This is a genomic window from Pseudomonas sp. CROZ-RG-20F-R04-15, assembly GCF_022662375.1.
Lineage (GTDB): Bacteria > Pseudomonadota > Gammaproteobacteria > Pseudomonadales > Pseudomonadaceae > Aquipseudomonas.
The window spans coordinates 80,609-93,312 of record NZ_JAKNQL010000002.1; the positions used below are offsets into that span (position 1 = coordinate 80,609).

Here is a 12,704-nt window from a genome sequence, read left to right on the forward strand (position 1 = left end):
GTTCCTTCGCTCCGGGATCCCTCCGGGCGCATCGCCTCCGGTTTGCTTCGCTGCACCTCCTCTCGATGCATTTGGCTGCGCCAAACGGTCGCTGCGCTCCCACGCCCGGATGAATCCCTCCACTCAGCCTTCCGACGTCGCCCGTGGATCAAGATCAAGAGCGGCAGCCGAGCTAACGCTCATCCTGTTGAGTGGTGAGAAGCGGAAGCGATGCGCGGTCTGCTCTTGATCTTCTGTGGGAGCGAGCTTGTTCCGGGCGCCGTTCCGACGAAGGCGGCCTGACAGCCGACCCATCTTTGTCAGATGTACTCAGTCCCAATGTAGGAGTGAGCCTGCTCGCGATGACGGCCGGATAGCCGACCAACCTCTGTCAGATGTACTCAGCCCCCTTGTGGGAGCGAGCCTGCTCGCGAAAGCGTCCTCTCATTCACCGGTTGACTATCGGGTTCACTCCCGCGAGCCCACAAAAAAGCCACCTCTCGGTGGCTTCTCTCGCAATATCGGCAATCAGTCGTAAATCACTTTCTTCTTCCAGTCCGCATCGGCCTCGACATCTTTTAGGCCGGCGGTCAGTTGGTTCTCTTCACCTTCAACCGGTGCAATTTTGTCCATGACCTGGGCGTTGGCGCGGGCCAGGAGTTTTTCCAGGTATTGCAGTTGTTCTGCATACATTTGTGGATCCTGCTGTTTGCGCAGGTATTGCACGCCGCGTTCGAAGGCGAGGCGGGCCTGGCCGGGCTGGTTTTGTTGCAGGGACTGTTGGCCGAGGTTGTTGAAGAACTCGATGTGCAGCAGCACCAGAATGTGGCGGACTTCGCGAATCCAGTGTTTGGCTTCGTTTGGAGGCAGGAAGCCGTCGTGGGCGGCGCGGGTGATTTGGCCGTGGAGGGCTTCGAGCAGGAAGCGCACGTCTTTGGCTTTTGCTTCGGTCAGAATCGGCGACGGCGGGTTGTTGACCGGAATTGATTCGCCTTGGGCGACCAGAGCGCTCAGTTCGGTGATGCGCGCTTTGGTGGTGGCGCTGGTTTTTTCCAGGTTCAGCAGGCGCTGGCAGACGTTCAGTTCCAGGCGCGTCAGCAGCAGCTTGAGTGCCGGGGTCATGAACTGGCCCGGAAAAGTTTCGGTCAGTTCGCCGCAGCGGCGCAGGCGGTCGTTGAGTTCGACCTTGGTGCGGGCCTTCTCCAGTTTGTTGTTTTCCACCACATGGTTCATGTAGCCAATGGCGATCAGAATTGCGATCCCGGCTATGACAAGCAGGGTGATCATGAGTGGTGTCACCGGTAAGACCTCTTTATAGGGTTCGCATGCGAGTGTAGTGGCTGGGCATTTAACCGCCTAGCGCCGCTCGACTGGTTGGTTCGGCAGGTTCAATCTGTATCGGCCGCATGCTGCTTATATGAATGCTGGCGATGCATGTGCAGATTGCCATCACTGCGCGGTGGACTATAACGTCTTGGCGGGTGGCGGAATATAGGCGTCAATCGTCGGGCGACGGAAAAGCCCGATTGCCGCCGTAAAGCAGGTCGAAGTCATTGATTTAAATAAATTTATATCAAGGGGTTGACGACCTCTCAATCCATCCATAGAATGCGCGCCACTTGCAGCGTAAAGCACACAGCGAAGCGCGGCAGGGAGTGAATGTTGTAGTGTGTCCCCTTCGTCTAGTGGCCTAGGACACCGCCCTTTCACGGCGGTAACAGGGGTTCGAGTCCCCTAGGGGACGCCAATGCGGGAATAGCTCAGTTGGTAGAGCACGACCTTGCCAAGGTCGGGGTCGCGAGTTCGAGTCTCGTTTCCCGCTCCAATTTTAAACAGCACTGCTTTCGGGCGGGGCTGAGTGAAACCAGAACCAAGTCTTCGGATACGGATCTGGACACCGAAACACACACCATGTGTTCCGGGTAGCGTGTCCCCTTCGTCTAGTGGCCTAGGACACCGCCCTTTCACGGCGGTAACAGGGGTTCGAGTCCCCTAGGGGACGCCATTTGCGGGAATAGCTCAGTTGGTAGAGCACGACCTTGCCAAGGTCGGGGTCGCGAGTTCGAGTCTCGTTTCCCGCTCCAAATTCTAAAGACGCCGCTCAGTGAGCGGCGTTTTTATTGAGTGAAAGTTGTAGCCTGTGTCCCCTTCGTCTAGTGGCCTAGGACACCGCCCTTTCACGGCGGTAACAGGGGTTCGAGTCCCCTAGGGGACGCCATTGCGGGAATAGCTCAGTTGGTAGAGCACGACCTTGCCAAGGTCGGGGTCGCGAGTTCGAGTCTCGTTTCCCGCTCCATATTCACAAAAACGCCGCTCAACAGAGCGGCGTTTTTGTATGCGCGCGATTTGTGGCTGTGCTATCGGTCCTAAAGAAAAGAGGCCCGCCGAAGTGATTCGGCGGGCCTTTTTTGCGTTTTTGCAACTGCTTACCAGGACAGCATCAAGCGGCCGGCAAACAGGATCAGCACCACGCCCATGGTGCGTTCAAACCAATGGCCCATGCGCATGAACAGCAGGCGTACTTTGCTGCTTGAGAAAAACAGCGCAACGATCACGAACCACAACGCGTTTACAAAGCACATCCACAAACCGTAGAACGCCTGGATTTGCAGAGGTGTTTCGGCGCTGATGATCGTGGTGAAAATGGCCAGGAAAAACAGTGTGGCTTTGGGGTTGGTCGCATTGGTCAGAAAACCGGTGCTGAAGGCTTTGAACAAGGTTTGTTCAACTAACGGTTCCTCGCTGGTTTTCTCGCCTTCAACGGTTGATTTCGGTTTGCTGCGCAGCAGACTGACACCCAGATACAGGATGTAAGCACCGCCCACCACTTTGGCCACGGTCAGCAACCACGGCGTGGTGTGCATCAGCGCGCCGACGCCAAGCAACGTGTAGAGCACGTGCACGGAAATCCCTGCGCCGATCCCCAGCGCCGTGCAGATCCCCACCAGTCGGCCAAAGCGTACGCTTTGACGAATCGTGACTGCGAAGTCCGGGCCGGGAGCAACCACGGCCAGAAAGTGAATGGTGGCCAGCGCCAGAAACTCGCCCAGATAATTCGAATACATCTCAGCTCCAGTAGGTCAGGGGTGAAGCATTGCCGCGATAGCCGACAAAAAAGGAAAGACTCAAGCGCGGATCGGCCACGCCCGGGGTCACCGAGTGCATGCGCCGCGAATTGAACATGATGAAATCGCCGGGTTGCGGTCTCACTTCAAGGGCGGGAGGGCCGAGCCGCTCCGGTTCGATGCCGTAACTGTCGCCACGCATCTCGTCGAATTGGTCCGGGGTGATGTCGTCGTCCCACATTTGCAACGCGCCGCCCTCGGTCGGCATGTTCAGATAGACGTTGCAGGCGAACTGCGCCTCCAGGCTGCGTGCCTGGAAGCTGTCCGGGGCATCCTTGGCGAAAATGTCGTGGTGGGCGAGGAAGCACACGCCCGGTTTCACCACTCGCGAAAGACCGACATACATTTTCCGGCCGTAAAGATTTTCCAGGTGCGCGCCGGCCGGCCAGGATTCGTCGAGCATGCAGCGCAAGGTATCGATGGGTGAGGAGTAGGGCGCACAGCGATTGCGCAGTTCCGCGATGTTGCTGGTCGCGCGTTCGAAGTAGTCCTCGATCAGCAGTGGCTGATTCTCTGCCTCGTAAAAGGCCATGCCGATACGGCCGATGCTCGGCGCATTGATGTAACCCTCGAAGCCTGGAGCGAGAATCTTGTCGCCAATCTGAATGGCCAGCGGCTCAGGCAAAAAGCCTTTGACGCGGATGGCGAGGACTTCTTCGTTGGCCAGTTTTTTTATGCACGTCTCATCGAGACGCTCGACGTCTAGCATCATGTTATTTAGGTCCATCTATCGATAGTCAACGGAACCGGCGAATGCGGTTCCCCGGCGACGGACGCTGCGTGAGGCAGCGTCCGAAATGCTCAATCCACGTTGTAGTGGACGGACAACGTGCCCTTCTTCTGCGAAAGGGCCGCGATCGTGACTGTGCCCAGATCCTTCAGGCTGCGTACATGGGTGCCGCCGCAGCCATAGGCGGGCAGGTCACCAAAACCGATTTCCCGGGCGCCTTCGCGCAGCGAGGTCAGGCGCGGCAGGTCGTGCTCGATCCACTGGCCAATGCCGTATTGAACGGTCTCTGCGTCGACTTCCTGCGCGGCATCGCCGGGTTTGAATTGCACTCGACCTTCGTCCGGCCAGTGATGTGCCTTGATCGGCGTCCAGCCCAGTGCCTGCACGAAATGGCCGATCAGATGCCCGGCCGAATGCATGCGTGTGTTGAAGCGGCGACGCTCTTCGTCGATGCGGATGCAGGTCATGCCGAGCGCCACGGGCCGATCGACAAAATGAATGATCCGTTCCGGCTCCTGCACGACACGCAGTACCTGGCTCTCGCCGATCCAGCCGGTGTCACACGGCTGACCGCCACCTTGCGGATGAAACAATGTGGCGCGCAGCACCACGGCAAATTCGTTCTCATGGGGCGTGCAGTCGAGGACTTCCACATTGGCCTTGAGGTCATCACTATGGAAAAAGAGGCGAAGCGTCATATTCCATGCCCTTATTAAAGTTTCTATTTTTATTATATGAATCGTGTAATAACGTGATAATCCGTTCAAACATCAAAGGACTTGTGCGCTGTGAGCATCAATCTACCGTTGCCACTGCTGGGTGAAATGGCGATTTTCGTCAAGGTGGTGGAAACCGGCAGCTTCTCTGAAGCCGCTCGCCAGTTAGGGTCTTCGCCGTCGGCAGTCAGTCGCAGTATTTCGCGCCTGGAAAAAGCCTTGGCCACACGACTTCTGCAGCGCACCACGCGCAAACTGCGCCTGAGTGACGGCGGCGAGGAGGTGTTCAAGCGCTGTCAGGAAATGGTCAGCGCAGCCAAGTCCGTCATGGAAATCAGCGGTCAGTTCACCCATGAAGCCGAAGGCCTGGTGCGGGTCAGCGTGCCGAAAGCGGTGGGGCGCTTTGTGATTCATCCGCATATGCCGGAATTTCTGCGGCGTTATCCCAAGGTCGATGTCGAGTTGCTGCTGGAAGATCGTCAGGTTGATTTGATCGACGATCATGTTGACCTGGCCATTCGCATCACGGATCGGCCACCGGCCGGGCTGGTCGGTCGCCAGTTGTTGACCATCGACCATTTGCTCTGTGCGACGCCGCAGTATCTGACCGAACATGGCACTCCGACTCACCCTCATGACTTGCTCAATCACAGCTGTATCTATCTGGGTGAAACCCCAAGCGACGCGCGCTGGAAATTCAAGAAAGGCAGCAAGGCTGTGACGGTGGGAGTGCGCGGACGCTATGCCGCCAACCACACTGGCGTGCGATTGGGCGCGGTGTTGCAGCACATCGGCATTGGCAGCCTGCCTTATTTCACCGCCCGCTATGCACTTGAGCAAAAGTTGATTGTGCAGGTTTTGCCTGACTGGACGTTCCTTGCGTCCTATCACGGCGGGCTGTGGTTGCTGCATTCGCCGACGCGGTATCTGCCGCCGAAGTTGCGGGTGTTTATCGATTTCCTGGTGGAGTGCCTGCAAAAGGAGCCAACCCTGAGCAAACCGGGCAAGTCCGGCGAAGGGAGCAAAGTGTCGATGGAGTACGAATTGCCTGAAAGCGAAGGCCTGCTTTAACGCCCGCGCAAAGAAAGGGCCCGCAGGGATCACCATGCGGGCCTTTTCATTACCGGGGGAAAATCAGTGCTTGCTGTCCTGAGCGGACATCGCCAGCAGCTGCTTTTCCTGATTCCAGTCGAACGGTTCGTCGTTCTGTTCAGCTTCGAAGCGACGTTCTTCCAGCGCCTGATACAAGTCGATTTCTTCATCGGACAGGTAGTGCAGGCAGTCGCCGGCGAAGAACCACAGCAAATCGCGCGGGATCAGGTGGGCGATTTGCGGATAACGGGTAATCACTTGAGTCAGGATGTCCTGGCCCAGGTATTGGCTTTCGATCGGATCGATCGGCAGCGATGCCAGCAGTTCGTCGAAGCGCTCCAGGAACAAGGCATGGCTTTCTTCGGGAACCTGTTCGGCCTCACCTACGGCGACCAGGATACTGCGCAGGTGGTCGAGCAAAACAAGATGATCGGCAACGACGTTGGACACGAGATAAGTCCTCAAGAGCAAAACGGGCGCGGGAGTATAAAGCTCCTGCGCCCTCTTGGACATGCCTGTCAGGATCAGCGGACTTTGCCCTCTGCCTGTTTCAGTTCTTCTTTGTCGAAATCATCGACATCGATCACCTTGCGTCGCGCCGCTTCGGCATCACGCAGACTCTGTGCTTCCACCGGTTGCAACACACCTGCCTCAAGCGCGGCATCGATGGCGTGTTCGCCCGCCACCGGTTTGACCTGACCGCTTTTCAGCGAAGTGTGCAGTTTTTTGTGCAGCGGCTGCGCAGCGTTCAGCAGATCACTGGCATGTTGCAATGCCCCGACCGCATCGTCTGCCGACTGCGGGCGGTAGCAACCGGCAAGCAGTTCTTCCAGCGCCGGATCACCCTTGGCGCGACCAATCACGCCAGCCACTTCGGCACCGAGTTTGTCCGACGGACCTTTGTGACGACGGCCAAACGGGAAGACGATGACGCGCAGCAGGCAGCCGAACACCTTGTTGGGGAAGTTGCGCAGCAGCTCATCCATGGCCCGTTCCGCTTGGCCAAGGCTTTCTTCCATCGCCCATCTGAACAACGGCTCCATGTAGGCCGGCGAATCCAGATCGTGATAACGCTTGAGTGCGGCAGAGGCCAGATACAGGTTGCTCAGCACATCACCCAAGCGTGCCGACAGACGCTCACGACGTTTCAATTCGCCGCCCAGCAACATCATGCTGAAGTCCGCGAGCATGGCGAACGCGGCTGCCTGACGGTTGAGCGCGCGGAAATAACCCTGACTGATCTTGTCGCCCGGCGCATGTTCGAAGTGGCCGAAGCCGAGGTTCAGCACCAGCGTGCTGGCAGCGTTGCTCACGGCGAAACCGATGTGTTTGAGCAGCAGGCCATCGAACTCTTTCAGCGCCTGATCCTTGTCCTCGCGACCGGCCAGAGCCATTTCCTTCAGGACAAACGGATGGCAGCGAATCGCACCCTGACCGAAGATCATCAGGTTACGCGACAGGATGTTCGCGCCTTCTACGGTGATGAAGATCGGTGCACCGTTCCAGCTACGCCCGAGGTAGTTGTTCGGGCCCATGATGATCGCCTTGCCGCCGTGTACATCCATGGCGTGGCTGATGCATTCGCGACCGCGTTCGGTCAGGTGATACTTGAGGATCGCCGACAGCACTGAAGGCTTCTCGCCGAGATCCACGGCGTTGGCCGTGAGCATCCGCGCCGCGTCCATCATCCACGCGTTGCCGCCGATGCGTGCCATCGCTTCCTGAATGCCCTCAAATGCCGACAACGGCACGTTGAACTGTTCACGAATCTGCGCGTACTGGCCGGTGACCAGGCTGGTGAATTTGGCCGCGCCGGTACCGACTGCCGGCAACGAGATTGAACGGCCGACCGACAGGCAGTTCATCAGCATCATCCAGCCCTTGCCGAGCATTTCCTGACCGCCGATGAGGAAGTCCAGCGGGATGAACACGTCCTTGCCGGAGTTCGGGCCGTTCATGAATGCCGCGCCCAGCGGCAGGTGACGACGGCCGATTTCCACGCCAGCGGTATCGGTCGGGATCAGCGCGAGACTGATGCCGAGGTCTTCTTTGTCACCCAGCAGATGCTCCGGGTCGTAGGCTTTGAAAGCCAGGCCGAGCAGGGTCGCCACAGGGCCGAGAGTGATGTAGCGTTTTTCCCAGTTCAAGCGCAGACCGATGACTTCCTGACCTTCCCATTGGCCTTTGCAGATGATCCCGGTGTCGGGCATCGCCCCGGCATCGGAGCCGGCGAGCGGGCCGGTGAGGGCGAAACAGGGGATGTCATCGCCCCGGGCCAGTCGTGGCAAGTAGTGATTGCGTTGTTCGTCGGTGCCGTAATGCAGCAGCAGTTCGGCCGGGCCGAGGGAGTTGGGCACCATCACGGTTGAGGCGAGGTCGCCGCTGCGGGTGGCGAGTTTCATCGCCACTTGCGAGTGGGCGTAGGCCGAGAAGCCTTTGCCGCCAAATTCTTTCGGAATGATCAGGGCAAAAAAGCCGTGTTCCTTGATGTGTGCCCAGGCTTCGGCCGGCAGGTCCATCGACTGGCCGATCTGCCAGTCTGTGACCATCGCGCAAAGCTCTTCGGTCGGGCCATCGATGAAGGCCTGCTCTTCTTCGCTCAATTGCGCCTTGGGATAGGCCAGCAGTTTGTCCCAGTCCGGACGGCCGCTGAACAGCTCGCCATCCCACCACACGGTGCCGGCGTCGATCGCGTCGCGTTCGGTCTGCGACATCGGTGGCAGGGTTTTCTGGAACCAGTTGAACAGCGGCGCGGTGAAGTGCTTACGGCGCAGGTCGGGCAGCAGCAACGGTGCAGCGACCACCGCCAGCAAGACCCAGAACACCAGCAACAACCAGCCCGGTGCGTGACTGAATATCCCCATCGCCAACAGGTAGACGGCAACGATGCCCAACGCGGGCAGAGGCGAAATACGCCGGTGGGCGAGATACGCCACGCCAACGATCAAAACCAGTATCCACAACAACAGCATATTCAGTCCTCCGTGAACCAAGGCAAATCGACCCTCCAGAGCTTAGACCGCATCTGTAAAACCGGGTGGTCAGACCAAGGTGATTGAAATCGTGGGAAACCCCGGATGGTTTTCGTAGGTTCGGTGGGCAACACGTGTGGGAAATCGTTCGGTCGATCCGCCTCTTTGCGTCCAAGTTTGGCCGAAACGTCGTTATCTCTGTGCTGAAGCTGTCGCTAGACTCCAGACTCATTCAGGAGATTGTCGTCATGCACGAGTATCTGAGCCCCGGCCGCTTCATCGATAGTGACCACCCGGCGGTGGTGGAGTTCGCCGAACAGCATCGGGGCGCCAGCCGCGATCCGCTCGCGCAGGCGATCAGTCTTTATTACGCGGTGCGTGAGGCGGTGCGCTACAACCCGTACACCTTCAGCCGTGATCCGCAGACCTTGTGCGGCAGTTATGCGCTGGCGACGCGGGAGAGTTACTGCGTACCGAAAGCCACGCTGCTGGCGGGTTGCGCCCGGCATTGCGGGATCCCGGCGCGGATTGGTCTGGCCGACGTGAAAAATCACCTCTCGACCCCGCGTCTGCTCGAGTTATTGAAAAGCGACATGTTCGCCATGCACGGCTACACCGAGTTTTTTCTCAATGATCGCTGGGTCAAGGCCACGCCGGCGTTCAATCGGAAGCTCTGCGAGTTGTTCAACGTCGCGCCGCTGGAGTTCGACGGCGTCAACGACAGCGTTTTCCACCCGTTCAACCGCGACGGTGCACAGTTGATGGAGTACTTGGTCGATCACGGACAATTCGCCGATGTCCCGGAAACCTTCTTCTTCGAACATTTGCAAAAGTGCTATCCGCATCTGTTCACCGATCAGCAGCGGTCATTGCTGGGCGATATGCAGAGTGATTTGAGCCGCGTCTGATCCGGCGTATGCTGCCTGCCCACTCATTTGAAAAGAGCCGGTCATGCTGAAGATCTGGGGACGGAAAAACTCATCGAATGTCAGGAAGCCATTGTGGGCGGCCGAGGAACTCGGTCTGGCTTACGAGGCGATCGATGCCGGTGGCGCATTCGGCGTCGTCGACACTCCTGAGTACCGGGCGATGAACCCGAACGGTCGGGTGCCAGTGATCGAAGACGACGGCTTCGTGCTGTGGGAATCCAATGCCATCGTTCGTTATCTGCTGGCCAAACATGCGTCCGGCAGCAATTGGTATTCGGCGGATCCACAAGCCCGCGCCGTCGCTGACAAGTGGATGGACTGGACCGCATCGAGTTTTGCCGGTCCTTTCCGCACGGTGTTCTGGGGTGTGCTACGCACGCCAGCGGACAAGCAGGACTGGGCGGCGATCAATGCCGCGATCAAGGAATGCAACGAGTTGCTGGGCATGGCGGATCAGGCACTCGCCAGCCAACCGTATCTGTCTGGCGCAGACATCGGCATGGGCGATATCCCGCTCGGCAGTTTCATTTATGCCTGGTTCGGGATGCCCATCGAGCGTGCGCCGCAACCGCATCTGCAAGCCTGGTACGAGCGCTTGAAGCAGCGTCCGGCTTATAAAAAAGCCGTTATGACCGCGTTGACTTAATACCTACTATCGACACACTTGACTGTACTTGTGCGGCGGCGGCAAGCACCATTGCGCACTTGCGCTGCGGTTCGATCTTTCGCCGCCGTCTCTTTTTTTCCTTCAATGGTGCGTAAATCAGATATGAGTTCCGCTCTGTCCATCCGGCAGCTAACCAAAACCTACGGCAACGGGTTCCAGGCCTTGAGTGGTATCGATCTGGACGTCGCCGAAGGTGATTTTTTCGCCTTGCTCGGCCCCAACGGTGCTGGCAAATCCACGACCATCGGCATCCTCTCGACCCTGGTCAACAAGACCAGCGGCAGCGTAAATATCTTCGGTCATGACCTGGACAAGAATCCTGCGCAGCTCAAGCGCTCGATCGGCGTGGTGCCGCAGGAATTCAACTTCAACCAGTTTGAAAAGACCTTCGACATCGTCGTCACTCAGGCCGGTTACTACGGCATTCCGGCGAAAGTTGCCAAGGAACGTGCCGAGCAATATCTGACCCAGCTCGGCCTGTGGGACAAGCGCGATGTGCCGTCGCGCTCGTTGTCCGGCGGCATGAAACGGCGCCTGATGATTGCCCGTGCGCTGGTGCACGAACCGCGTCTGCTGATCCTCGATGAGCCGACCGCAGGCGTCGATATCGAGCTGCGCCGTTCGATGTGGACGTTCCTCACCGAACTGAACCAGAAAGGCATCACCATCATCCTCACCACGCACTATCTGGAAGAGGCTGAGCAGTTGTGCCGCAACATCGGCATCATCGACCACGGCACCATCGTCGAAAACACCAGCATGAAACAATTGCTCGGCCAGCTGCACGTGGAAACCTTCTTGCTGGACCTGAAAAACGACTTGAACGTCGCGCCGCAACTGCTCGGTTATCCGTCCCGGTTGATCGACAGCCATACGCTGGAAGTCCAGGTCGACAAATCCATGGGCATCACGGCGTTGTTCACTCAGTTGGCGCAGCAGAACATCGAAGTATTGAGCCTGCGTAACAAAACCAATCGCCTCGAGGAGCTGTTCGTGTCCCTGGTGGAGAAAAATCTGTCGAAGGTGGCGGTATGAGTTCCGAATTCCGTCCCAACCTCGTCGCGCTGCAGACCATTGTTTACCGCGAGGTCAAACGCTTCACGCGGATCTGGCCGCAGACCCTGCTGCCGCCAGCGATCACCATGGTTCTGTACTTCGTGATTTTCGGTAACCTGATCGGCCGGCAGATCGGCGACATGGGTGGCTTCACTTACATGGAGTACATCGTGCCGGGGCTGATCATGATGTCGGTGATCACCAACTCCTACGGCAACGTGGTCTCGAGTTTCTTCGGCAGCAAGTTCCAGCGCTCCATCGAGGAATTGATGGTGTCGCCGGTGTCGCCACACACGATTCTGATTGGCTTCACCATTGGTGGCGTGCTGCGCGGTTTGATGGTCGGCGTGATCGTGACGATTCTGTCGATGTTTTTCACCCATTTGCAGGTGCATCACCTCGGTGTGACCATTCTGGTGGTGGTGCTGACGGCAACGATTTTCTCCTTGCTGGGCTTCATCAACGCGGTGTTTGCGCGCAATTTCGATGATATTTCGATCATCCCGACCTTTGTGCTGACGCCGCTGACGTACCTGGGCGGGGTGTTCTACTCGATCACCTTGCTGCCGCCGTTCTGGCAGACCGTGTCGCTGGCCAACCCGGTGCTGCACATGGTCAATGCGTTCCGCTACGGGATTCTGGGTGTGTCGGATATCAAGATCGGCATCGCGATCACCTTTATGCTGGTGGCGACAGTGGTGCTGTATCTCGGTTGTGCGCGGTTGCTGGTAAGTGGACGCGGGATGCGTACCTGATCCAGAACCGCGTCGACTTCTTCGCGAGCAGGCTCGCTCCCACAGGGGATCTTCGGCACAACAAAGATCCAATGTGGGAGCGAGCCTGCTCGCGAATGCAAACGCCACAAATCAAAACGGCCTCCCACTGCGGAGGCCGTTTTGCATTCAGCGCATTCGGTTTTTCTTGCGCCGCGCCCATTGCCGCGCCACCCACCAGCGCCAATACATCATCACAATGAAGTAGGCGAGGGCGCCGAGCACCAATCCCACCACCACCGAACCGAGCAAAAACGGCTGCCACAACGTCGACAACTCGCCGCTGATCCATTCCCAGGTCAGCTCATCCGGCAGATGCCGGGCGGGCACATCCATCAACCACGCACCCGCCTGATAAGTGCAGAAGAACACCGCCGGCATGGTGATCGGGTTGGTCAGCCAGACCAGGCTGACGGCGATCGGCATGTTGCCCCGCACAGTGATGGCCAGCGCGGCGGCCACCAGCATCTGCAAAGGAATCGGCAGGAATGCGGCAAACAAACCGACCGCCATCGCCCGCGCGACCGAGTGACGATTGAGGTGCCAGAGGTTCGGGTCATGCAGCAACTTGCCGAGAAAGCGTAAGGATTTGTGTTCCCTGATGCTCGTCGGGTCGGGCATGTAACGTTTGAATAAGCGCCGGGGCATAAGGCTTCTCGGTCGGT

General features: G+C 58.3%; 12 protein-coding genes and 6 tRNA genes. 11 read left to right on the plus strand and 7 right to left on the minus strand.

The genetic code is table 11. The features are described 5' to 3' along the window. Window positions 1-507: 507 nt before the first annotated feature. The gene (locus L8H52_RS04680) at window positions 508-1,266 is read right to left on the minus strand and encodes a hypothetical protein (RefSeq protein ID WP_174245077.1); all 759 of its coding nucleotides are present in this window, start codon (window positions 1,264-1,266) and stop codon (window positions 508-510) included. Between the two features lie 384 nt (window positions 1,267-1,650). Between L8H52_RS04680 and L8H52_RS04685 the strand changes: the two genes are divergently transcribed. From L8H52_RS04685 to L8H52_RS04710, 6 genes are all read left to right on the plus strand, one after another. Continuing rightward, window positions 1,651-1,726: transfer RNA gene (locus L8H52_RS04685), tRNA-Glu, on the plus strand. A 2-nt stretch (window positions 1,727-1,728) separates the two neighbouring features. After that, window positions 1,729-1,804 (plus strand) — tRNA-Gly (locus L8H52_RS04690). Between the two features lie 104 nt (window positions 1,805-1,908). Then, window positions 1,909-1,984 (plus strand) — tRNA-Glu (locus L8H52_RS04695). 3 nt (window positions 1,985-1,987) lie between these two features. Next, window positions 1,988-2,063: transfer RNA gene (locus L8H52_RS04700), tRNA-Gly, on the plus strand. 58 nt (window positions 2,064-2,121) lie between these two features. After that, window positions 2,122-2,197 (plus strand) — tRNA-Glu (locus L8H52_RS04705). A gap of 2 nt (window positions 2,198-2,199) precedes the next feature. After that, window positions 2,200-2,275, plus strand: a tRNA-Gly gene (locus L8H52_RS04710). Window positions 2,276-2,405: 130 nt separating this feature from the next. Here L8H52_RS04710 and L8H52_RS04715 read toward each other — a convergent pair. The 3 genes from L8H52_RS04715 to L8H52_RS04725 all read right to left on the minus strand — a co-directional run bounded on the left by L8H52_RS04715 (window position 2,406) and on the right by L8H52_RS04725 (window position 4,532). Continuing rightward, window positions 2,406-3,044: a LysE family translocator gene (locus tag L8H52_RS04715; RefSeq protein WP_242205903.1), complete on the minus strand. Its 639-nt coding sequence runs from the start codon at window positions 3,042-3,044 to the stop codon at window positions 2,406-2,408. A gap of 1 nt (window position 3,045) precedes the next feature. Then, window positions 3,046-3,816, minus strand: coding sequence for a 2OG-Fe(II) oxygenase (locus L8H52_RS04720; protein WP_242205899.1), 771 nt, complete (start codon window positions 3,814-3,816; stop codon window positions 3,046-3,048). 89 nt (window positions 3,817-3,905) lie between these two features. Next, on the minus strand, window positions 3,906-4,532 hold the full coding sequence (locus tag L8H52_RS04725) for an alanyl-tRNA editing protein (RefSeq protein WP_242205897.1): 627 nt from the start codon (window positions 4,530-4,532) through the stop codon (window positions 3,906-3,908). A 90-nt stretch (window positions 4,533-4,622) separates the two neighbouring features. Here L8H52_RS04725 and L8H52_RS04730 point away from each other — a divergent pair, with 90 nt between their 5' ends. Beyond that, window positions 4,623-5,621 carry a LysR family transcriptional regulator gene (locus L8H52_RS04730; RefSeq protein WP_242205895.1) on the plus strand — a complete coding sequence of 333 codons (999 nt, stop codon included), beginning with the start codon at window positions 4,623-4,625 and terminating at the stop codon, window positions 5,619-5,621. A 63-nt stretch (window positions 5,622-5,684) separates the two neighbouring features. Here L8H52_RS04730 and L8H52_RS04735 read toward each other — a convergent pair whose 3' ends face one another. Together L8H52_RS04735 and L8H52_RS04740 are read right to left on the minus strand one after the other, a co-directional pair. After that, window positions 5,685-6,092, minus strand: a complete 408-nt coding sequence (locus L8H52_RS04735) for a PA2817 family protein (RefSeq protein WP_175553490.1) — start codon at window positions 6,090-6,092, stop codon at window positions 5,685-5,687. Window positions 6,093-6,166: 74 nt separating this feature from the next. Then, a complete protein-coding gene (locus L8H52_RS04740) occupies window positions 6,167-8,614 on the minus strand; it encodes an acyl-CoA dehydrogenase (RefSeq protein ID WP_242205894.1) in 2,448 nt (815 codons plus the stop codon). Between the two features lie 248 nt (window positions 8,615-8,862). Here L8H52_RS04740 and L8H52_RS04745 point away from each other — a divergent pair, with 248 nt between their 5' ends. The 4 genes from L8H52_RS04745 (at window position 8,863) to L8H52_RS04760 (ending at window position 12,021) form a co-directional block, all read left to right on the plus strand. Further along, complete coding sequence (locus tag L8H52_RS04745; RefSeq protein WP_242205893.1) at window positions 8,863-9,522, plus strand: transglutaminase family protein; 660 nt, start codon at window positions 8,863-8,865, stop codon at window positions 9,520-9,522. Between the two features lie 43 nt (window positions 9,523-9,565). Continuing rightward, window positions 9,566-10,189, plus strand: a complete 624-nt coding sequence (locus tag L8H52_RS04750) for a glutathione S-transferase (RefSeq protein ID WP_242205891.1) — start codon at window positions 9,566-9,568, stop codon at window positions 10,187-10,189. A gap of 123 nt (window positions 10,190-10,312) precedes the next feature. After that, window positions 10,313-11,245: an ABC transporter ATP-binding protein gene (locus L8H52_RS04755; RefSeq protein WP_242205889.1), complete on the plus strand. Its 933-nt coding sequence runs from the start codon at window positions 10,313-10,315 to the stop codon at window positions 11,243-11,245. Then, a complete protein-coding gene (locus tag L8H52_RS04760; protein WP_242205887.1) occupies window positions 11,242-12,021 on the plus strand; it encodes an ABC transporter permease in 780 nt (259 codons plus the stop codon). The genes L8H52_RS04755 and L8H52_RS04760 overlap by 4 nt, the downstream gene beginning before the upstream one ends. Before the next feature lie 147 nt (window positions 12,022-12,168). Here the strand turns inward: L8H52_RS04760 and L8H52_RS04765 are convergent, their stop codons facing one another. Continuing rightward, window positions 12,169-12,687, minus strand: coding sequence for a DUF2062 domain-containing protein (locus L8H52_RS04765; protein ID WP_242205885.1), 519 nt, complete (start codon window positions 12,685-12,687; stop codon window positions 12,169-12,171). Between the last annotated feature and the right edge of the window lie 17 nt (window positions 12,688-12,704).

Coding starts and splice junctions, on each gene's coding strand:
- L8H52_RS04680 (WP_174245077.1), bottom strand. CDS start 1,266: ATGATCACCCTGCTTGTCATAGCCGGGATCGCAATTCTGATCGCCATT.
- L8H52_RS04715 (WP_242205903.1), bottom strand. CDS start 3,044: ATGTATTCGAATTATCTGGGCGAGTTTCTGGCGCTGGCCACCATTCAC.
- L8H52_RS04720 (WP_242205899.1), bottom strand. CDS start 3,816: ATGATGCTAGACGTCGAGCGTCTCGATGAGACGTGCATAAAAAAACTG.
- L8H52_RS04725 (WP_242205897.1), bottom strand. CDS start 4,532: ATGACGCTTCGCCTCTTTTTCCATAGTGATGACCTCAAGGCCAATGTG.
- L8H52_RS04740 (WP_242205894.1), bottom strand. CDS start 8,614: ATGCTGTTGTTGTGGATACTGGTTTTGATCGTTGGCGTGGCGTATCTC.
- L8H52_RS04745 (WP_242205893.1), top strand. CDS start 8,863: ATGCACGAGTATCTGAGCCCCGGCCGCTTCATCGATAGTGACCACCCG.
- L8H52_RS04750 (WP_242205891.1), top strand. CDS start 9,566: ATGCTGAAGATCTGGGGACGGAAAAACTCATCGAATGTCAGGAAGCCA.
- L8H52_RS04755 (WP_242205889.1), top strand. CDS start 10,313: ATGAGTTCCGCTCTGTCCATCCGGCAGCTAACCAAAACCTACGGCAAC.
- L8H52_RS04760 (WP_242205887.1), top strand. CDS start 11,242: ATGAGTTCCGAATTCCGTCCCAACCTCGTCGCGCTGCAGACCATTGTT.
- L8H52_RS04765 (WP_242205885.1), bottom strand. CDS start 12,687: ATGCCCCGGCGCTTATTCAAACGTTACATGCCCGACCCGACGAGCATC.